At 70.6% G+C, this 19,287-nt stretch carries 19 protein-coding genes and 1 pseudogene; 14 read left to right on the top strand and 6 right to left on the bottom strand.

Translation table 11 applies throughout. The features are described from left to right. Positions 1-5: 5 nt before the first annotated feature. Entirely contained in the window at positions 6-836 is an 831-nt protein-coding gene (locus tag ACFCZF_RS24600) for a PP2C family protein-serine/threonine phosphatase (protein WP_376673489.1), read from the bottom strand. A gap of 157 nt (positions 837-993) precedes the next feature. On the opposite strand from ACFCZF_RS24600, the gene ACFCZF_RS24605 reads away from it, so the two are divergent. After that, the gene (locus tag ACFCZF_RS24605) at positions 994-1,812 is read left to right on the top strand and encodes a siderophore-interacting protein (RefSeq protein ID WP_376673490.1); all 819 of its coding nucleotides are present in this window, start codon (positions 994-996) and stop codon (positions 1,810-1,812) included. A gap of 28 nt (positions 1,813-1,840) precedes the next feature. On the opposite strand, the gene ACFCZF_RS24610 is transcribed toward ACFCZF_RS24605, so the two are convergent. The 3 genes from ACFCZF_RS24610 to ACFCZF_RS24620 are packed head-to-tail and all read right to left on the bottom strand — an operon-like array spanning position 1,841 to position 3,201. Then, the gene (locus ACFCZF_RS24610) at positions 1,841-2,233 is read right to left on the bottom strand and encodes a VOC family protein (RefSeq protein WP_376673491.1); all 393 of its coding nucleotides are present in this window, start codon (positions 2,231-2,233) and stop codon (positions 1,841-1,843) included. Then, complete coding sequence (locus tag ACFCZF_RS24615) at positions 2,230-2,538, bottom strand: ArsR/SmtB family transcription factor (protein WP_376673492.1); 309 nt, start codon at positions 2,536-2,538, stop codon at positions 2,230-2,232. Before ACFCZF_RS24615 ends, ACFCZF_RS24610 begins: the two co-directional genes overlap by 4 nt. 42 nt (positions 2,539-2,580) lie before the next feature. Continuing rightward, entirely contained in the window at positions 2,581-3,201 is a 621-nt protein-coding gene (locus tag ACFCZF_RS24620) for a glyoxalase (RefSeq protein WP_376673493.1), read from the bottom strand. Between the two features lie 370 nt (positions 3,202-3,571). Here ACFCZF_RS24620 and ACFCZF_RS24625 point away from each other — a divergent pair, with 370 nt between their 5' ends. The 5 genes from ACFCZF_RS24625 to ACFCZF_RS24645 all read left to right on the top strand — a co-directional run bounded on the left by ACFCZF_RS24625 (position 3,572) and on the right by ACFCZF_RS24645 (position 9,960). Continuing rightward, the gene (locus ACFCZF_RS24625; RefSeq protein ID WP_376673494.1) at positions 3,572-4,738 is read left to right on the top strand and encodes an alanine--tRNA ligase-related protein; all 1,167 of its coding nucleotides are present in this window, start codon (positions 3,572-3,574) and stop codon (positions 4,736-4,738) included. 54 nt (positions 4,739-4,792) lie between these two features. Then, complete coding sequence (locus tag ACFCZF_RS24630; protein WP_376673495.1) at positions 4,793-6,196, top strand: SMI1/KNR4 family protein; 1,404 nt, start codon at positions 4,793-4,795, stop codon at positions 6,194-6,196. A gap of 103 nt (positions 6,197-6,299) precedes the next feature. Continuing rightward, on the top strand, positions 6,300-7,019 hold the full coding sequence (locus ACFCZF_RS24635; protein ID WP_376673496.1) for a haloacid dehalogenase type II: 720 nt from the start codon (positions 6,300-6,302) through the stop codon (positions 7,017-7,019). A gap of 89 nt (positions 7,020-7,108) precedes the next feature. Beyond that, positions 7,109-8,326: an AAA family ATPase gene (locus ACFCZF_RS24640; RefSeq protein ID WP_376673497.1), complete on the top strand. Its 1,218-nt coding sequence runs from the start codon at positions 7,109-7,111 to the stop codon at positions 8,324-8,326. Positions 8,327-8,346: 20 nt separating this feature from the next. Continuing rightward, the gene (locus ACFCZF_RS24645) at positions 8,347-9,960 is read left to right on the top strand and encodes a VWA domain-containing protein (RefSeq protein WP_376673498.1); all 1,614 of its coding nucleotides are present in this window, start codon (positions 8,347-8,349) and stop codon (positions 9,958-9,960) included. Here the strand turns inward: ACFCZF_RS24645 and ACFCZF_RS24650 are convergent. Beyond that, positions 9,958-10,594, bottom strand: a pseudogene (locus ACFCZF_RS24650) (family 43 glycosylhydrolase); the annotation flags it as partial. The gene ACFCZF_RS24645 and the pseudogene ACFCZF_RS24650 sit on opposite strands and share 3 nt — an antisense overlap. Positions 10,595-10,749: 155 nt before the next feature. Here ACFCZF_RS24650 and ACFCZF_RS24655 point away from each other — a divergent pair. The 5 genes from ACFCZF_RS24655 (at position 10,750) to ACFCZF_RS24675 (ending at position 15,468) form a co-directional block, all read left to right on the top strand. Beyond that, positions 10,750-11,181, top strand: a complete 432-nt coding sequence (locus ACFCZF_RS24655) for a DoxX family protein (RefSeq protein WP_376673499.1) — start codon at positions 10,750-10,752, stop codon at positions 11,179-11,181. Between the two features lie 183 nt (positions 11,182-11,364). Further along, the gene (locus ACFCZF_RS24660; RefSeq protein WP_376673500.1) at positions 11,365-11,532 is read left to right on the top strand and encodes an STAS domain-containing protein; all 168 of its coding nucleotides are present in this window, start codon (positions 11,365-11,367) and stop codon (positions 11,530-11,532) included. Positions 11,533-11,687: 155 nt separating this feature from the next. Further along, the gene (locus tag ACFCZF_RS24665; RefSeq protein ID WP_376673501.1) at positions 11,688-13,940 is read left to right on the top strand and encodes an alpha-N-acetylglucosaminidase; all 2,253 of its coding nucleotides are present in this window, start codon (positions 11,688-11,690) and stop codon (positions 13,938-13,940) included. Positions 13,941-14,033: 93 nt separating this feature from the next. After that, positions 14,034-14,885, top strand: a complete 852-nt coding sequence (locus ACFCZF_RS24670) for a glycerophosphodiester phosphodiesterase (RefSeq protein ID WP_376673502.1) — start codon at positions 14,034-14,036, stop codon at positions 14,883-14,885. A gap of 61 nt (positions 14,886-14,946) precedes the next feature. Continuing rightward, positions 14,947-15,468: an NUDIX hydrolase gene (locus ACFCZF_RS24675; protein ID WP_376673503.1), complete on the top strand. Its 522-nt coding sequence runs from the start codon at positions 14,947-14,949 to the stop codon at positions 15,466-15,468. Here ACFCZF_RS24675 and ACFCZF_RS24680 read toward each other — a convergent pair. After that, complete coding sequence (locus ACFCZF_RS24680; protein ID WP_376673504.1) at positions 15,461-15,928, bottom strand: HIT family protein; 468 nt, start codon at positions 15,926-15,928, stop codon at positions 15,461-15,463. The genes ACFCZF_RS24675 and ACFCZF_RS24680 overlap by 8 nt on opposite strands. Positions 15,929-16,305: 377 nt before the next feature. Here ACFCZF_RS24680 and ACFCZF_RS24685 point away from each other — a divergent pair, with 377 nt between their 5' ends. From ACFCZF_RS24685 to ACFCZF_RS24695, 3 genes are all read left to right on the top strand, one after another. Continuing rightward, positions 16,306-16,713 carry a YciI family protein gene (locus ACFCZF_RS24685; protein ID WP_376673512.1) on the top strand — a complete coding sequence of 136 codons (408 nt, stop codon included), beginning with the start codon at positions 16,306-16,308 and terminating at the stop codon, positions 16,711-16,713. 8 nt (positions 16,714-16,721) lie between these two features. Then, entirely contained in the window at positions 16,722-17,867 is a 1,146-nt protein-coding gene (locus ACFCZF_RS24690) for an RNA polymerase sigma factor (RefSeq protein ID WP_375925475.1), read from the top strand. A 180-nt stretch (positions 17,868-18,047) separates the two neighbouring features. Then, entirely contained in the window at positions 18,048-19,244 is a 1,197-nt protein-coding gene (locus tag ACFCZF_RS24695; RefSeq protein WP_376673505.1) for a glycoside hydrolase family 64 protein, read from the top strand. Positions 19,245-19,287 lie beyond the last annotated feature (43 nt).

Genomic DNA, 19,287 nt, shown 5'->3' on the forward strand with positions numbered 1-19,287 from the left:
CCGCCCTACGGCGTAACAGCACGTCCGTCATGGCCGACGACGAGCACGGCCGCGTCGTCCTCGTGCCCCACCAGCTCGGCGTTCTTGAGCACGGCGGCGGCGAGCGAGTGCGCATCCATTCCCGCGACGGCGGCGACGCCCGCCAGCCGCACGACCCGTGCGAGCCCTTCGTCGACGCTCAGGGAAGGCCCTTCCACCACGCCGTCCGTGAGCAGGACGAATACTCCGCCCGTGGTGAGCCGGTACCGGGTCACCGGATACTCGGTCCCCTTCAGGATGCCCAGCGGCGGTCCCCCTTCGTCCTCGGAGACCTCCGCCTTGCCGTCCGCCGTGGCCCATACACAGGGAATGTGCCCGGCCCGCGCGCTCTCCAGTACGCCGGTGGCAGGGTCGAAGCGCATGAAGGTGCAGGTGGCGAAGAGGTCCTTGTTCAGGGAGAGGAGTAGGTCGTTCGTACAGGCGAGCAGGTCGCCGGGCTCACTCGTCACGGAGGCGAGCGCCCGCAGGCCCACGCGGATCTGTCCCATGAAGGCCGCCGCGTCGATGGCGTGGCCCTGGACGTCTCCGACGGAGAGGCCGATACGGCCGTCGGGGAGCACGAAGGCGTCGTACCAGTCCCCGCCCACGTTGAGTCCGGCGTACGCGGGTGAATAGCAGGCGGCGAGGTGAAAGCCCGGGACCGCGGGCAGGTCCGCGGGAAGCATGTCGCGTTGCAGCGCGACCGCCAGCTCCACCTGGGACCGGCGCAGCTCGGCGAGCTCCCGTGCCTGAGTGGTCAGCGATGCCAGCCTGGCCAGCAGCTCTTCACCGTCAGGTGCGGGACGCTTGCGGAACATCCACCACTCCCGGGCCATCCGATCCGCCTGTCCTCGCGGCGGCGCCTCTAGAAGCCGGACAGTCCAAGTCTCTCATTCGCCTCGAAAACCGGCATAACGAAGCCGAACCGATCGGGAGCGAGAGGCTTCCAGCTCAACTTAGGTTAGCCTGACCTGCATGGCGAAGGTCCGTCGGCTCATGCCACAGCAACCCGGAATGTTCCGCGCCCGTGTGGTGCGCACCGAACGCGTCTCCCCGTCCATGCAACGGGTGACCGTCGCCGGAGCGGAACTCGCCGAGTTTCCGTGGCTCGGGTACGACCACTGGTTCCGTCTGTTCCTCCAGCTTCCCCATCAACGCCGCCTCCGGCTGCCGGAGTACACCGGTTCCCAGTGGTGGCAGCCCTACCTCGCCATCCCCGAGCACGAACGGCCCCACTGCGCCAACTACTCCGTGGCCGACTTCCGCCGGCAGGCGGCGGAGATGGACATCGACTTCGTCGTGCATCGCGGCCCCACGGGCGAGATCGAGGGCAGGGCCGCGATCTGGGCCTGCCACGCCGGCCCGGGAGACGCACTCGCCGTGCTCGACCAAGGCATCCTCTTCGACCGCCCGCACGACGCCTCCGAGGTCACCATCGTGGCCGACGAGACCGGGCTGCCCGCCGCGGCGGGCATTCTGCGCTCCCTTCCCGGCGGGATCACCGGACGGCTCATCCAGGAGGTTCCCACCGCGGACGACAGGCGCGTGCTGGACGGCCCGGCCGGCGTGACCGTCTCCTGGGTCGTGCGTCAGGACAGCACCTCCGTGCCCGGCGCCGCAGCCCTCCGTGAGCTGCGACGGCTCGCCTCCACCGACGCGACGGGGTACGCGTTCGTGGTCGGCGAGTCGACCCTGGCCACCGAGGGCCGCAGACATCTGCACCGACTGGGGCTGCCGAAGGACCGCATCACCTTCTCGGGCTTCTGGAAGCACGAAGCGGCTCAGGCCGCCTGATGAGGAAGGGCCGCGACCGGAAGCCCACTTACCGCGCCTGCCCCGCGATCATGATGAGATTGCCGCAGGTGTCGTCGAAGACGGCGGATACTTCGGGGCCCATCTCAAGGGGTTCCTGGGTGAAGTGCACGCCCAGGCCACGCAGACGCTCGTACTCCGCCTTCACATCGTCGACGGCGAACTGGGCCAGCGGGATGCCGTCCTCGACGAGCGCGTCGCGGTAGGCCTTGACGGCCGGGTGGCCGGCGGGCTCCAGGAGGAGTTCGGTTCCGTCGGGCTCGTCGGGCGACACGACGGTCAGCCACCGGTCCTGCTCCCCCACCGGCACGTCGTGCTTCGTCACGAAGCCGAGGATCTCGGTGTAGAAGCGCTGGGCCTTGGCCTGGTCGTCGACGAAAACGCTGGTCATACGGATCTTCACGGGGTGCTCTCTTCCGGCTCCGGTGGGGACGTGTCGGGCCCGAGCCATCGCTCAATGCCCCGCCGCAGCGGGGCCGTGTTCAGCTCGTGGAACTTGTACCGGCCCTCCCGCCTGGTCTCGACGAGCCCGGCTGCCTCCAGCACCGCGAGGTGCTGGGAGATCGCCTGGCGCGAGATGGCGAGCTGGTGCTTCATGCTCAGTCTCGAGCAGATCTCGAACAGTGTCTGTCCGGACTTCTCGGCCAGCTCGTCGAGGATGGTACGGCGGGTGGGGTCGGCCAGGGCTTTGAAAAGGTCGTCGGCCACGTCCACAGGATAGGCAAGCAATCACTTGCCTATCAAGTCGTACTACCGGACCTCGGTCGCGACCTCCCAGGCGAACCCGTCCGGATCGGTGAAGGAACCGTCGCCGCCGCCGATCGTGAGCCGGTGCGATCCGGTGCCCTCGGGAGGGACTCCGGCGTCCTTGGCGAGGGCGCGACGGCCGTAGAGCGCCAGCTTGACGGAGTTCGGCTGTGTCTCGAACTCCACGTACTTGCGCCCGAAGCTCTTGCCCACGGTGAGGCCGCGAGCGACGTAGAACTTCTTGGTCGCCACGACGTCCTCGACGCCCAGCAGGAGGACGAACCGGTCGATCTGCCGGGTGGCCGGGCCGGTGTCCTTCTTCGCGGAGGTGGCGATCTTCCAGAGCGCCCCGTCGGGGGCTCGTACGACGCCGCCGTAACCCCAGAAGGACTTCGTGGCCGGCTTCACCACCGACGCCCCGGCAGCCACCGCCGCGTCGATGAAGCCGTTGACGGTGCCCGGCTGGGACACGGTGAGTGACAGGGTGAAGCCGCGGAAGCCGGTGGTGGGAGTCTCCGACGCCCGTACTCGTACCTGGCTGCCCAGGCCGAAGGCGGCATCGTAGAAGCGGGTGGCGGCGGCGGGGTCGTTCGCGCCGAGGGTGACGGAGTCGATGGAGGTCATGCGACGAAGGTATGCGCGGCCCCGGCCCACGTGCTTCTCCGATCCTGACCGCTTGGCGCGGCCCGTCACCGAGAGCGGGGCCGGCACTCTCCTGCGGACCGCCGAACGCGACCCCGCATATTCGCGTGCTCCGTACGGGAACAAGCGTTATCTTCGTCGGCATGAACGTCATCGGCCGAAACATCTCCGCGACCGCGCGAGCGACCAGCTCGCCGGTTGCCGCCGCCTGACCTTCTCCTCTCCCCACCGGCGACCGGAAACGGCCCGTCGGTGGTTTTCTGTGACGTTCCGACGTCCTCGCCTCTGAGTGACGACCACGCGGTCCCGTTGTCCGGTGCCTCTCCCGCTGCGACGCGAAGGAGTCACCCTCATGAACACGGAGCGCATCGTCCGCACGTTCGTCGAGTACTACGAGGAACACGGTCACCGCCGGATCAGCGGCTCGACACTGCTGCCTCCGCCCGGCGACACCGTGCTGTTCACCACCTCCGGCATGCACCCCATCACCCCGTATCTGGAGGGCCGTCCCCACCCGCTGGGCCGGCGGCTGGTCAACGTACAGCGCTGTCTGCGGACCACGGACCTGGAAGAGGTCGGCGACAGCACCCACTTGACGGTCTTCGAGATGCTCGGCACCTGGTCACTGGGCGACTACGGGGGCCCGCGGAGCCTCGACTGGGGCTACCGGCTGCTCACCGAGGGGCTGGGGGTCGATCCGGGCCTGCTGCACGCCACCGTGTACGGCGGCGACGACCAGGTCGGGCCGGACACCGATTCTCTGCGCCTGTGGCAGGAGCTCGGCGTGCCCGTCGAGCTCACGGTGGAGGACAACTGGTGGTCGAACGGGCCGACCGGCCCCTGTGGGCCCGACTCTGAGATCTTCCTGTGGACCGGTGACACCCCACCCCGGTCGACGCCCACCCGCGACGACCGCTGGGTGGAGGTGTGGAACCACGTGATGATGCGCCACCGTCGACTCGACGACGGCCGCCTCGTGCCGCTTCCGCAGCGCAACGTCGACACCGGACTCGGCCTGGAGCGCCTCGCCTCGCTGCTGCAGGGCAAGTCGTCGGTGTTCGAGTGCGATGTCTTCGACCCCTGGCGGCGTGTCGTGCCGTCCCTGTGGCCACTGGACGAACCGTCGCTCCGCCTGGTCTACGACCACCTCCGTTCGGCCGTCGTGGTCGTCGGCGACGGGGTCCGCCCGGCCAACACGGGACGGGGTTACGTGCTGCGGCGCCTGCTACGACGGATGCTCACCGTGCTGTGGCGGGACGATCCGTCACGCGGTCTCGGCGACCTGCCGGACGAGCTGGTCTCGCACACCCTCGACCACTTCCGGCAGGAGGGGGAGCCCGGCCACGTACGTGGAGTCCTGCTGGAGGAGGAGCAACGGTTCGGTCGGCTCATGGAACGCGGCCGGATGGTGCTGGCCCGGCCCCGGTTCCGGGGGCCGCTGGGCGATGAGGATTTCCACTACCTGCACGACACCCACGGCCTGCCGCGCGACCTGGTGATGAGCCTGCGGCAGGAGTGACGGTTCGCGGGGCCCTGGCGCTTCGATGTCAGTGGACCCGCGTACGGTCTGCGCATGGCTGACCGGAACCCTCCCCTGAGCTCGGTGCACGACTTCTCCACCTGGGCGCCCGTACTGCGGCTTCTGCGCGACAACAGCCCCCGACAAGCGACCGTTTCCTCGCCGCTGCGCGTGACGGGACGCATCGGCCGACAGGGCTGGAGTCTGCCGCTGCGACGACAGGCGCCCCCGAATGGGCAGGCCGCCCAGGCGGAGGACGTGCGGGACGAGACGGAGGCCGTGGAGCGTGTGCGTCAGGCACTCGTGGAGGCCGGCATCGACGAGATCTCGTTCACGACGAAGATAGTGCCGGCCGGGGAGACCGCGATCCGTCTGCTGGCACGCAGTCCCGCCACGGAGTCCGGACTCGATCCGCATCCGGGCGCGCTGCTCCTGGTCGAGGGCGCCGTTCCGCAGCCCTGGCGCTGTCTTCCCGACCCGGTGCCCGGCGCGGTGCCGGCCGCTTCCGCGGCCCCGGTGCTGCTGGAGCGGACACTCCGTGAGCGGTTGCCCGACGCCGTCGGCGCGACCGAGACGGAGATCGAGAATGTCGAAACGCGCCTCGGCCTCGCCCTGCCCGAGGAGCTCAAGGCGCTCTACCGGGTGACACGGGCCCGGTGGGAGGACTGGGGCGACGACCACGCGGCACCGGCGCGGGAATGCGCCGCGGTCGGCTGCGAACTCTTCCCGTTGGACGACGTGTACGTCGCCGACGCGTCGTCCCGTCATAGTCTTTGGAAGTTCGCGGCGATGGAGGCGGTCGTCACTCCGCCCCACGCCGCCGTGCAGGGCCTGGTCGGCTCACCCGGCTGGCTCGTCTTCGGGGACAACGGCGGTGGCGACCGGCTGGCGGTCGACCTGACGCCCGGCCCGCGCGGACACCTCGGGCAGATCATCATGATCGGCCACGAGGAGAACGTCGGTGCCTCCTTGGTCGCGGACTCGCTCACCGACCTGGTGCTGGACCGGCTCGGCGAGCCTCTTGACGGCTCGTGCGAAGACGGGCCGCCGGCCGTCGCCCACGTCAACATCCGGAGCCTGCCCAGCATCGAGGCCGCCGCGCACCCCGGCCTGGAGGTCCTGTCCATCGGCGTGTGGGAAGCCGAGCCGCTCAGCCTCGCCCCGGTCGTCGGACTGCCCCGTCTGAGGACCCTCGTCGCCCATCCCGGTACGCTCGCCGATCCGCTGGAAATCGTCGGACTCACCGCACTGGAGTACCTGGAGATCGGCCCGGAGGAATGGCGCGTCCTCCTGGACGCGGGCGCCGTCCCCCGCGGTCTGTCGGCCGCCGCCGTCAAGGTGCACGGTGACCAGGACGTGGCGCCCGTCAGGTCCGTCGTCAACGAACTCCTGGCCATCTGGGGCCGGCCCCCGATCATCCAGACCACCCTCCGGGGCGACCTCGGCCCCGTGCCGTAGCCGGCGGAGTCGGGCTCCCGGAAAGACCGGGAATCCTGTGGCCTACTGCCCTGTTCGACCCACAGACGTTCTTTCGCCCCTGCTGCGTACAGGAGACGCTCGCATGTCAGAGCTGGAGATCGATGCCATCGTGTTCGACGTGCTCGGCACTCTCGTCGACGAACCCGGCGGTGTCCGCGTCGGCATCCGTGCGCTCGACCCGTCTCTCGACGACTCCGAGGTCGAACGGCTTCTCTCGCTGTGGCAGCGGCACGTCGGCCGCGAGCAACGTCGGATCGTCGCCGGCGCCCGGCCCTACGTCACGAGCGACCTCCTCGACCTGGAAGCCGCCCGGCTCGTCGCCGATGCCGTCGGAGTCGGCGACCCTACGGCCGTAGCGACGCTGGCCCGGTCGGGTCGCAGGCTCGCGCCGTGGCCCGACACCGTGGCCGGGCTCGCCCGACTCGCCGAACGGTTCCCGCTGATCGGGCTCTCCAACGCCGGCCGGGCGGCGCTGCTGGACATCAACGCCCACGCCGGACTGCGCTGGCACCAGGCCCTGTCCGCCGAAGACGCCCGGACGTACAAGCCGGACCCGGCGGTCTACCGACTGGCCGTCACCGTTTCCGGACGACCGCCGGAGCGGCTCCTGATGGTCGCGGCCCACGCCTGGGACCTGCGCGCGGCGCAGGGTCTCGGCCTGCGCACCGCCTACGTCGCCCGTCCCGTCGGCGACCCGCCCGCGTCCTCGGACCGCTTCGACCTGCACGCCGACGGCCTCGCCGGGCTGGCCGACCGGCTCGACCACGCCCCGGGGGACGTCCGGCGGGGCATGCGGTCGTAGAATCCGCCTGTTTCCCAAGTCGGGTTTTCGGCAGGCCAGGCCGGCCAGTCCTGCCGACCCGATCGAACGCCGGATGCGAGGAGTTGGCCATGGCCCCACAGGACGTACCCGGGGCACAGGTCGCGCAGGAGACGGCCCAGCGGTTGCGGACTATCGGCGACGAACTGGCGGACCGCTTCTACGAGCGGGCTGACGTGGTGCGGACACTGGTGGTGACGCTGCTGGCCGGGCAGCACTCGTTGGTGCTCGGCCCGCCCGGAACCGCGAAGTCCGAGATGGCCCGCGAACTCACCGGCAGGATCGAGGGTGCGTCCTACTGGGAGATCCTCCTGTCGAAGTTCACCGCGCCGACGAGGATGTTCGGCCCCATCGACGTCGCCGCGCTGGCCCGCGGCGAGTACCGCCAGGTCTACGACGGCCGCGCCACGACCGCGCACGTCGCGTTCATCGACGAGATCTTCAAGTGTTCCACGGCGGCACTCAACGAGACGCTGGGCTATCTGAACGAGCGGATCTACCACCCCGAGAGCGGCGGCACACCGATCCGCTGTCCCCTGATCGGAGCCATCACCGCGAGCAACGAACTGCCCAGCGGAGAGGATTCGGCCGCGATCTACGACCGGCTGCTGGTGCGGGTCGAGGTCAAGTACCTGGAAGACCCGTCGAACTTCGCCGCGCTGGTCCGCTCCGCCGTCAGCCGCCCGGCGGCACCGGCACGCACCACGGTCGAACTCGCCGCGTTGGAGCACGCCGTGGCCGAAGCCGTCCCGGCCGTGGACGTCCCCAACGTGATCGTGGACGCGGTGTGTACGCTGCGGGCCGCCCTGCGCCGCAAGGAACTCGTGGCCTCCGATCGCCGCTGGCGGCAGGCGGTGGGCCTGCTCCAGGCGTCCGCGTACCTCGACGGCCGCCCGGCGGTCGCCGAGACCGACCTGTCGGTGCTGACCCACGTGCTCTGGAACTCCCCCGCCGAACGCCCGGCCGTCGAACGCGAGGTGCTGCACCTGGTCAACCCGGACGCCAAGGAGGCGCTCGACCTCGCCGACACCATCGACGAGTTGGAGGCCCAGCTCGACGCCATGGCCGGGCAGTCCCGCGAGGCACTGAGCGAGTGGGTCATCAAGAAGGCCCACAATCAGCTCGCCATGGCGGGGAAGCAGTTGGAGAAGCTGCGCGAGGAGGCGGCGAGCGCCGGCCGCTCCACCGCCGCCATCGACCGGGTCACCGGCCGCCGGCGCGCCGTACGCGCCCGCGTTCTCACCGAGGCCCTCGGCGTGGACGCGAGCACGGTGCAGGCCCAACTCTGAACACCGGGGCGACAGAGATCATGGACGCGACACCGGGCAGACTCGACGCATGGGCGAGCCGGGCCGCGAAGTGGCTGGTCAGGTCCTCCGCGGCTCCGACGCGGCACACCACGGCCGTGGTCGCGGACCGGTTCGACCGGATCACATGGCGCGAGACCTACGAGCAGTCGACCGGACTATGCGATCTGGCCGAGGAACTGAAGGTACGCCACGATCACACCGCCGACCTCCTGACCGACGTGTTCCTGGCCGCGTACAAGGCCGGCCCGCGGTTGCGCGAGCCGGTGGAGATGGACCCCGCCCGGCTGGTCAACCACCAGGCCATCACCTCGTTGGTGGGCTCACCGGAGTTCGCGGAGCTGCACCGGGAGACGGTCGGCGACCCCTACGCCGCGGCCATGGCCGTACTCGCCCAGGCCACCGCACTGCGCCGGATGCTGGACGGCTCCCGGGACGCGCGGGAACGGGCGGAGCAGGCGAAGAGGGCCCGCCAGGACGCCGACGGCGCCGCGGCCGCCGTGGGCGAGGCGCTCCGGCGGGCCGCCGCCGAGGCCGGTGAGGACGGCACCGTACCGGCCACCGACGCCGTACGACGGGCGATCGAGGCCGCCGAGGCCTCCGACGCCGCTGCGCAGGAGGCCGCCCGAGGCGCCGCGCAGGCTCTCGCGGTCGCGGTTCCCGGCATCCGCGCCGCCGCACGGAACGCGGCGGCGAAGGCCGCCGAGGCCGCGCGGGAGGAGGCCGCGCTGATGCGGGCATGGGGCGTCGGCCCCGGCGAGCTGGAGCGGATGCCGTTCGGCCGGCGCGCCCGGCTCGCCGAGCGGCTGCGCACCGGCCGCCTCGCCCAGTGGGCCGAACTGATCGGCCGCTTCCGGCAGATGGCCGACGGTGAGCGGGCCCGCAAGGTGGAGAACACCGCCGGCGAGCTGGTCGGCGTCACACTCGGCGACGACCTCTCCCGCGTCATCCCCTCCGAACTGGTCAACCTCGGCCTGCCCGAGATGCGTGCGGTCTTCGCCGCGCGTTACGCCGCGGGGGAGCTGATGCTCTACGACAGCCAGGGAGAGCAGGCCACCGGCCAGGGCGCCATCATCGCGTGCGTGGACACCTCGCACTCCATGTACGAGGCGGGGCCCGGTGGAATCACCCGGGAGGCGTGGTCCAAGGCGTGCGCCCTGGCGCTGCTGGATCAGGCCCGCCATGCGGGGCGTGACTTCGTCGGCATCCTGTTCGCCGCCGCCGACAAGCTCCAGGTCTTCCGCTTCCCCGCCGACCAGTCCGCCGACGTCGCGCGGGTCATCGACTTCGCGGAGACCTTCCTCGGCGGCGGCACCAGCTACCAGAGGCCGCTGACCGCGGCCCGCGAACTGCTGGAGGAGGAGTTCAACGACGCGGCCCGCAGACGCGGAGACATCGTGATGCTCACCGACGACGACTGCGGCGTCACCGAGGAATGGATGCGCGGCTGGAACGACGCCAAGCACTTGCTGGGCTTCCGCGTCTTCGGCCTGGCCGTCGGCGCCCCACGCGTCGCCGAGGCCGACTCGGTCCTCGACGCCCTGTGCGACAACCTGCGTTCCGTCGAGGACCTCACCGACGTCCACGCCGCCGCCGACCTCTTCCGCGTGATCTGACGCGGAGTACGCGATGTGCAGCTGCCCTGGGGTCCTTGACGGGTTCGGGCCCCTCGTTGATGAACGGGTTGCCGACCACGCGCTCCCAGCTCTCCCGCGGCTGCGAGATGACGTACCGCGCGCCGGTCGGTGTGGTCGGGCTGCTCATCCGCGCGATATAGAGGTTCTGCTCGACATTGGTGTCGCCGGCCCAGCCCGACCAGACGAACCAGCGCCGGCCGTCGAAGGTGAACAGGGTCCCGTCGATGGCCCATTTGTCGTCCGGCAGAGCCAGCCGCGTCTCGGCGGTGTACCCGCTGTCCGGAGCGGCCGAGCTGATGACGCACGTCCGGTGGGCCGCCCCTCGACCGGCCGTGAAGTAGACGTCATAGCGGCCGCCGTCCCGCACGATCTCGGGAGCCCACACCTCGCCGCGGTCGCGGGTGTCAGACCAGACCTGTCGGGCGGGTGCCGAGGCCAGGCCGGCCGTCGACGCGGCCTGGCGTACGGCGAGGCCCCCACCGGTGGACTGCACCGAGACATAGGTGCCACCGACCCGGATCACACTGGGGTCGGCTGCCCGGAGACCGGTCTGGTCCGCCTGTGCGGACCCGGCGGACGACAGGAGCAGCAGGACGGCGAGGACACCGGACAGGGCGGCCGCGACGGCGCCGGGTCAGGTCCTCAAGGCCCACCACGCGTTTCTCTGAGTCGAACGCCCCGCGCGCACGTAGTGGGTACGGGAGGACTCTCGCCCTCCCGGCCCGCGTCGCCCGAAGACGCACCGACCGATTCGAGGAGAGCGCACCGATGAGCACCGCACGCCTGAACGACCGGCTGACCAGGCAGCAGCCCCTGGTTCTCGGACTGTTCCGCATCGTCCTGGGCCTGCTGTTCAGCAGCGAGGGCGCTGCCACGGTCTTCGGGCTGCTGGACCGGCCGGCCAGCCCCGTGGGTGACTGGCCGTTCTGGTACGCAGGGGTGATCGAACTGGTCGCCGGTGCCCTGGTGCTCATCGGCGTGGCGACGCGGAGCGCCGCGTTCCTCAGTTCGGGGATCATGGCCTTCGCCTACTTCACCGAGCACCAGCAGGACGGCCTCTTCCCCCTACAGAACGGCGGCCTGTCCCCGGCGCTGTTCTGCTGGGGGTTCCTGCTGCTGGCCTTCTTCGGACCGGGCTCCCCGTCCCTGTCGGGGATGCTCCGCCGTGCCCAGCCAGGTGGCGCCGTCGTCGGACAGTAGGACCCATGCTCTCGAACGAATTCCTGGCCACACGTTCGCCTCAGGTCATCCTCTGGCCAGCCGTTCGTGCATATGCAGAACGAACGTGCGGCGCAACCTCTCCCCAGGGCATCGCCGTTGGGTATGCATGGAACCTCCAATCGAGATCAGCTACAGCGATGTCGGCGGCTGGACATCGACTCCATGGGCCTGGGCGTCCTGGTCGGCGTCCTCAAGCGCATCCTGACGGTCCATGGCGAGCTCAAGCTGGTCATCACCGACGCCAACACCAAGCAGCTCTTCGCCCTGACCGGGCTGCGGCACGTCTTCCCCCTCTACGACTCGGTGTACCAGGCGAGACGGACATCATGAGACCGAACCCCGAGTTCGTCGCCCTGACGCGATGCGCCGCGGCGACCGATCGTGGCCGAAGAACGACGTACGCCCAGGGGTGCCGTCTTGACTGGTGAATCGCCGACCCCCATATTCACCAACACCCCGTCGTTCACTCTCATTCGAGGTGATCAGTGAGAAGCCTCAGAGCCTGGGCCGCCCTGTACGCGGCCACTGCCCTCGTCCTTCTCACCACGGCCCTGATTCCCGTCTCCTCCCCCGCGGCAGCCGCCCCACCGGACAAGCCGGCCTTCGCCACCCACCCCGCCAAGGCGGTGCTCGCCCGGCTGTTGCCGCGCCACGTCTCGCAGTTCCGCCTCGTTCCGGTGAGTCGCCCGGCGTCCGGGGACTACTTCAGCGTCTCCGGCCGCGCAGGCCACGTACGCGTAGAGGGCACCAGCCCCGCCGTGATCCTCAGCGGCGTCAACTGGTATCTCAAGTACACGGCCAAGGTGGACATCGGCTGGCCCGGGCGGAGCACGGCGAGACTGCCCCGCACCCTGCCCGTGCCCACGGGCACCGTCCGCAAGCACGCTTCGGTCCCGCACCGCTTCGCGCTCAACGACACCGACGACGGCTATTCCGGTGCCTACCGCGACTGGGCGTCCTACGAGAAGCAGATCGACCTCCTCGCCCTGCACGGTGTGAACGAGGTCTTCGTCCAGATGGGCGCCGACGCCGTCTACTACGAGACGCTCCAGGAGTTCGGCTACTCCGAGGACGAGCTCAGAGCCTGGATCCCCGGCCCGGCGCACCAGCCGTGGTGGCTGATGCAGAACATGTCCGGCTTCGGCGGCCCCGTCTCCGAGCGACTCCTCCAGGAGCGGGCAGACCTCGGCCGCAGGATCGCGAACCGGCTGCGCCAGCTCGGTATGACTCCCGTACTGCCCGGCTACTACGGCACCGTGCCTCCCGGGTTCACGGAGCGGAACCCCACCGGGCCGGTCGTCCCGCAGGGTGACTGGGTCGGATTCGAGCGGCCCGACTGGCTCGACCCGCGCAGCGAGGTGTTCCCCAGGGTCGCCGCCTCGTTCTACCGCCATCAGCGTGAGCTGTTCGGCGAGTCCACCATGTACAAGATGGATCTCCTGCACGAGGGCGGGCGGCCGGGGAACGTGCCTGTCGGGGACGCGGCCCGAGCCGTGATGGACGCTCTCCAGACCGCGCGACCCGGCGCTGTGTGGACCCTGATCGGCTGGCAGAACAATCCCTCGACACAGATCATCGACGCCGTCGACAAGAGCAAGCTGCTCATCGTCGACGGACTGTCCGACCGCTACAACGGCCTCGACCGGGAAGCCACCTGGCACGGCGCGCCCTACGCGTTCGGTACGATCCCCAACTTCGGCGGTCACACCACTGTCGGTGCCAACACCGCGGTCTGGGCCGAGCGTTTCGACCAGTGGCGCACCAAGCCCGGCAGCTCACTCTCGGGCATCGCCTATATGCCGGAAGGCACCGGCGGCAACCCGGTCGCCTACGAGCTGTTCACCGAACTGGCCTGGCGGACGGGCCCGCTGGACCACCGGGCGTGGTTCGACGCGTACGCGGAACGCCGCTACGGCGGTGCCGACCCGCATGCCGCCCGGGCGTGGGAGCTGCTGCGCAGTGGCCCGTACAGCACGCCGTCCGGGACCTGGAGCGAGTCCCAGGACAGCCTCTTCACCGCCCGCCCCCGGCTGACGGCCACCAACGCGGCCAGCTGGAGTCCCGGTGCGATGCGCTACGACCCGAGCACGGTGCGCCGGGCGCTGGCCGAGCTGCTCCAGGTCGCACCGGCGCTGCGTACCACCGACGCCTACCGCTTCGACCTGGTCGACGTCGCCCGTCAGACCCTGGCCAACCGCAGCCGGACCCTGCTCCCGCAGATCAAGGCCGCCTACGACGCCAAGGACCTGTCCGGTTTCCGGGAGCGGGCCGCCGAATGGAAGAGCGACCTGGCCCTGCTGGACCGGCTGCTCGCCACCGACACCCGATTCCTCCTCGGTCCGTGGCTGGAGGACGCCAAGTCCTGGGGCCGCACGAAGGCGGAGCGGGCCACCGCCGAGTTCGACGCCCGATCGATCCTCACCACCTGGGGCCACCGCTCCGGCAGCGACGCGGGCGGCCTGCGGGACTACGCGAACCGGGAGTGGTCCGGGCTGGTCTCCGACTTCTACGCGATGCGCTGGACGACGTACCTCGACTCCCTCGACACCGCGCTGGCGACCGGCCGGGCGCCCGTCGCCATCGACTGGTTCGCGCTCGAGAACGCCTGGAACCATCAGCGGGACAGCTACCCCGTCCGAGCGTCGGGCGACCCCGTGGCACTGGCCACCGCGGTCCTCGACGCCCTGCCCACGCCCGCGCCGTCCGGGCCACCGTCCGGGGCCGGGGGCAAGGCCTGACGGGACGTTCTCGGTCCTCGCACAGCCGATTCACCGATCCACTCCGCCGGTTGGTCGAACGACTCGAGAGGCTGGGAGGCTGCAGTGAAACAGGTGGGCAAGAGACGCGTCGGTGTGGTCGTGGCGGTGCTGAGCGGTCTGGTCCTGGCAACGACGACGGCCGCGTACGCCGACGAGGACACCGACGGCCGGCCGGACGCCATCGCGCACCGCGGCTCGTCCGGCATGGCACCCGAGAACACCCAAGCCGCCATCGACCTCGCCGTCGACCAACGCGCCGACCACGTGGAAATCGACGTCCAACGCACCAAGGACGGCAAACTCGTCAACGTCCACGACTGCACCATGGAACGCACCACCAACATCGAAGACGTCTACCCCGACCGCCCCCGCTACCGCGTCTCCGACTTCACCTGGACCGAACTACGCCGACTCGACGCCGGCTCCTGGTTCCACCACGACTACACCGGCGAACCCCTCATCACCGTCGACCACGTCATCTCCCGCATCAACAACACCCGCACCGGACTCCTCGCCGAAATCAGCCCCTGCGGCCACTACACCGACCTCGCCACCGACCTCGCCCAAAACCTCCAGAACAAACCCCGCTACGTCCGCCGCGCACTCGCCCGCGACCAACTCGCCGTCCAGTCCTTCCAGACCGACGACGCCCGCCAGTTCCACACCCACATGCCCGACATCCCCATCGGCCTCCTCGACGCCGACCGCCCCACCGACACCGAACTCCTCGAACTCAGCGCCTGGGCCGACCAGGTCAACCCCCAGCACACCGTCACCGACCAGAACCTCGTCGACCGCATCCACCAACTCGGCATGGACATCAACGTCTGGACCGTCGACGAACCCGGCGCCATACGCACAATGACCGCCCTCGGCGTCGACGGCATCATCACCGACTACCCCCAAACCCTCACCCAGCGCTGACCAGCGAAGCAGGCCGCGCGTGCGGTGGCTTCCGCGGACCTCCGCGGTGTGGAATGGCCCGGTGAACTCTTCCGCACCCGGCCCCGAGCGCCCCGAACGCGCCCGCCCCTCCTCCCACAGCCTGACCGGTGTCGGCCTCGCCGTCCTCGATCCCGCCGGACGGGTCCTGCTCGGCCTCGGCCATGACGGCCGCTGGGAGCTCCCCGGTGGCAAGGTCGACACCGGCGAGGACTTCGAGACGGCCGCCGCCCGTGAACTGGCGGAGGAGACCGGCCTCGCGGTGCCGGCGACGGACGTACGGGTACTTGCGGTTCTCGTCGACGGCCTGGGCGGGCTGACCCGGGTGACAGCCGCAGCCGTCACCCGCCGGACGACGGGTACGCCCCGGGTCACCGAGCCGGACAAGATCGTGCGCTGGGAGTGGTTCGCCCGCCGGGCGGTGCCCTCCTCACTCTTCCCGCCGTCCGCCTCGGTCCTGGACTGCCTGTGGCCCGAGGCGGTACCGCGAGGAGCCGCCGGGGTACGTCGCTACGAGGTGCTCGCCGACCGGGTGCGCGGGAGCGGGCCGAGTAAGTTCAACTGAGTACTTCCCTGAGTCGGTCGCATACCCGCCGCACCTCCGCCGCCTCGGGGAAACACCCCGCCTCCCCCATGGCCACCTGAAGCCCGGGGCCGAAGGCGGCGAACCGGGCCATGTCCCGTGCGCCCACGGGCTGTACGACGAAGTGGATGTGACCGGGCACCCCGCCGGCGTGCGACCACAGACACACGTACACCTGCTCCGGGGCCATCACCTCGGTGACGGCGGCGCTGACCCGCTGCAGCAGGGGGCCCAGCTCGCCGGACTCCTGCACCGTCAACTCGGCCACGTGCAGCACGTGCCGGGCCGGCTTGACCACCAAGGTGCCCAGGCCGAGCGGTCCGACGCAGTGCTCAACCACCCATGACTCGGTCCGCAGCACGCTACCGCCCGGCAGCGGTGCCCTGCCGAGCATGAGGTCGCAGGCCTTACATCCGCCGCCCGCACCCGTGTCCACAGCCATGCCGCTCCCCCTCCGCAGACGCCTCCCTGATGCCACGCCGGCATTCGATCACGGCAGCCCGCCCATGAGAAAGGTGCTCCGCGCGCCGCCCCGGCGTCAGGCCGTGCCGGCTCGTGGCCCGGCGGGAACGGCGCCGCGGCGCTGACCGCCTTCGGCATGATCGGAGTCCGGGCCCAGGAGCCCACCGAGGACGAGGTGCCCGCCCCTCTGCGGCCCGGACGCGACAGCAGCCCGGAACCGGCCCCCACCGTGTAGGCGGCAGCTCTCCGGAAAACCGGGCGAAACAAATTCGGCGGCGATGTCGAGAACCCGTGATCGGCTCCGTCCCCGGGGTGAACGCGACCACAATGGGTCGTACCAGCACCGAGGAGAACACCATGGCCAAGTACCTGCTGCTCAAGCACTACCGCGGCGCTCCGAGCCCGGTCAACGACGTGCCCATGGACCAGTGGACGCCCGAGGAGATCTCGGACCACGTCCAATACATGAACGACTTCGCTGCCCGGCTCGAGAAGACCGGCGAGTTCGTCGACGGTCAGGCGCTCGCCCCGGAGGGGACCTTCGTCCGGTACGACGGTGAGGGGCGCCCGCCGGTCACCGACGGCCCGTTCGCCGAGACCAAGGACCTCATCGCCGGCTGGATGGTGATCGATGTCGACAGCTACGAGCGTGCCGTCGAGCTGGCCGGGGAACTGTCGGCCGCGCCGGGTGCGGGCGGGAAGCCGATCCACGAGTGGCTCGAGCTGCGCCCGTTCTACGGCGTACAGCCCACCGTCACGGAGTGACCTCGTCGATGAACGAGGCACTGCTCCGGAGCCTCACGCCGAGCGTGCTCGGGATCCTCGTCCGCCGCGGAGCCGACTTCGCGGCGGCCGAGGACGCCGTACAGGACGCGCTGGTCGAGGCGGTCCGCGTCTGGCCGGACGACCCGCCCCGGGATGCGAAGGGCTGGCTGGTCACCGTGGCCTGGCGCCGGTTCCTCGACGCGACCCGGGCGGACGCCGCCCGACGCCGACGTGAGGACCTCGTCGACGAGGAGCCGGCGCCCGGGCCCGCCGCGGCGGTGGACGACTCGCTCCGGCTCTACTTCCTGTGCGCCCACCCGTCGCTGACGCCGTCGTCCGCGGTCGCGCTCACGCTGCGCGCCGTCGGCGGGCTCACCACCCGCCAGATCGCCCGGGCCTACCTGGTGCCCGAGGCAACCATGGCGCAGAGGATCAGCCGGGCCAAGCGCACCGTCTCCGGTGTGCGGTTCGACCAGCCCGGCGACGTCGCCACCGTGCTGCGCGTCCTCTACCTGGTCTTCAACGAGGGCTACTCCGGCGACGTCGACCTCGCCGCGGAGGCCATCCGGCTGACCCGGCAGCTGGCGGCCTCGATCGACCACCCCGAGGTGGCGGGGCTGCTCGCCCTGATGCTGCTCCACCACGCCCGGCGGGCCGCCCGGACGGCGCCCGACGGCAGTCTGGTGCCCCTCGCCGAGCAGGACCGCGGCCGGTGGGACACGGAGTCGATCGCCGAAGGCGTCGAGATACTGCAGGCGGCCCTCGCCCGCGACCGGCTGGGCGAGTTCCAGGCCCAGGCCGCCGTCGCGGCACTCCACGCGGACGCGCCCACCGCCGGGGAGACCGACTGGGTGCAGATCGTCGAGTGGTACGACGAGCTCGCGCGCCTCACCGACAGCCCGGTCGTCCGGCTCAACCGCGTGGTGGCCGTCGGTGAGGCCGACGGGCCGCGCGCCGGCCTGGCGGCGCTCGCGGGTCTGGACGACTCACTGCCCCGCCACACCGCGGTGGCGGCGTACCTCCACGAGCGCGACGGCGACCTGGTGACCGCGGCACGGCTGTACGCCGAGGCGGCCCGGAAGGCGCCCAACCTCGCCGAGCGCGACCACCTGACGCGTCAGGCCGCCCGGCTCAACGCCCGCCGGCGCCGCTGACGGGTCGCGCTCGGAGCGTCCGCGGCAGACTCGGCGCGGCCCGTCGCGTGGGGGCCGAGCACGATTCCCGGCTATTCCCGGCTCGCCACTCATTGACATGAACGCGTCCCAGCGCAACGCTGAGAGCGCTCTCAGAATCGGTACGGACCAATTCCCCCCACACCCGCACGGAGGTGGAGAGTGCTCTCAGGCCTCAAACACCGTCTGCTCGCCGTGGCCATGGCCACGGGCCTGGCCGGCGCCCTGCTCACGTTCGGCGCCTCACCACCCGCGGACGCCGCGGTGCCCGCCACCATCCCACTGAAGATCACCAACAACTCGAGCCGCGGCGAGCCGGTCCACATCTACAACCTGGGCACCTCGCTGACGACGGGCCGGCAGGGCTGGGCCGATGCGAACGGCGCCTTCCACGCCTGGCCCGCCGGCGGCAATCCCCCGACCCCCGCCCCGGACGCGTCCATCCCCGGACCGGCCGCCGGACAGACCAAGACGATCCGCGTTCCCAAGCTGTCGGGACGCATCTACTTCTCGTACGGCCAGAAACTCGACTTCCGGCTGACCACGGGCGGCCTGGTGCAACCGGCCGTGCAGAATCCGAGCGACCCCAACCGCAACATCCTGTTCAACTGGTCCGAGTACACGCTCAACGACTCCGGGCTGTGGCTGAACAGCACACAGGTCGACATGTTCTCCGCGCCCTACACGGTCGGCGTGCAGCGAGCCGACGGCAGTGTGGCCAGCGCCGGACGGCTCAAGGCAGGCGGCTACAACGGAGTGTTCAACGCGCTGCGGGCGCAGCCCGGCTGGGGCGGGCTGATCCAGACCCGGTCCGACGGCACCGTCCTGCGGGCACTGTCGCCCCTGTACGGGCTGGAGACCGGGGCGCTGCCCGCGTCGGTCATGGACGACTACATCAACCGCGTCTGGCAGAAGTACACGTCGGCCACGCTCACCGTCACGCCGTTCGCGGACCAGCCGGGCACCAAGTACTTCGGGCGCGTCTCGGGTGGTGTCATGAACTTCACCAACAGCGCCGGGGCGGTCGTCACGAGCTTCCAGAAGCCCGACGCCTCCAGCGTCTTCGGCTGTCACAGGCTGCTGGACGCCCCCAACGACCAGGTGCGGGGACCGATCTCCCGCACGCTGTGCGCCGGCTTCAACCGCTCCACGCTGCTGAGCAACCCCAACCAGCCCGACGCCTCGGCGGCCAACTTCTACAAGGAGTCCGTGACCAACCACTACGCCCGGATCATCCACGACCGGATGGCCGACGGAAAGGCGTACGCCTTCGCCTTCGACGACGTCGGCCACCACGAGTCGCTGGTGCACGACGGCAACCCGGCACAGGCCCAGCTCACGCTGGACCCGTTGAACTGAAGAACCGGTGACCGGGTCCGGAAAAGAACAGCGGGGTGGCGGA

The sequence above is a fragment of the Streptomyces sp. NPDC056296 genome, assembly GCF_042268605.1.
Lineage (GTDB): Bacteria > Actinomycetota > Actinomycetes > Streptomycetales > Streptomycetaceae > Streptomyces.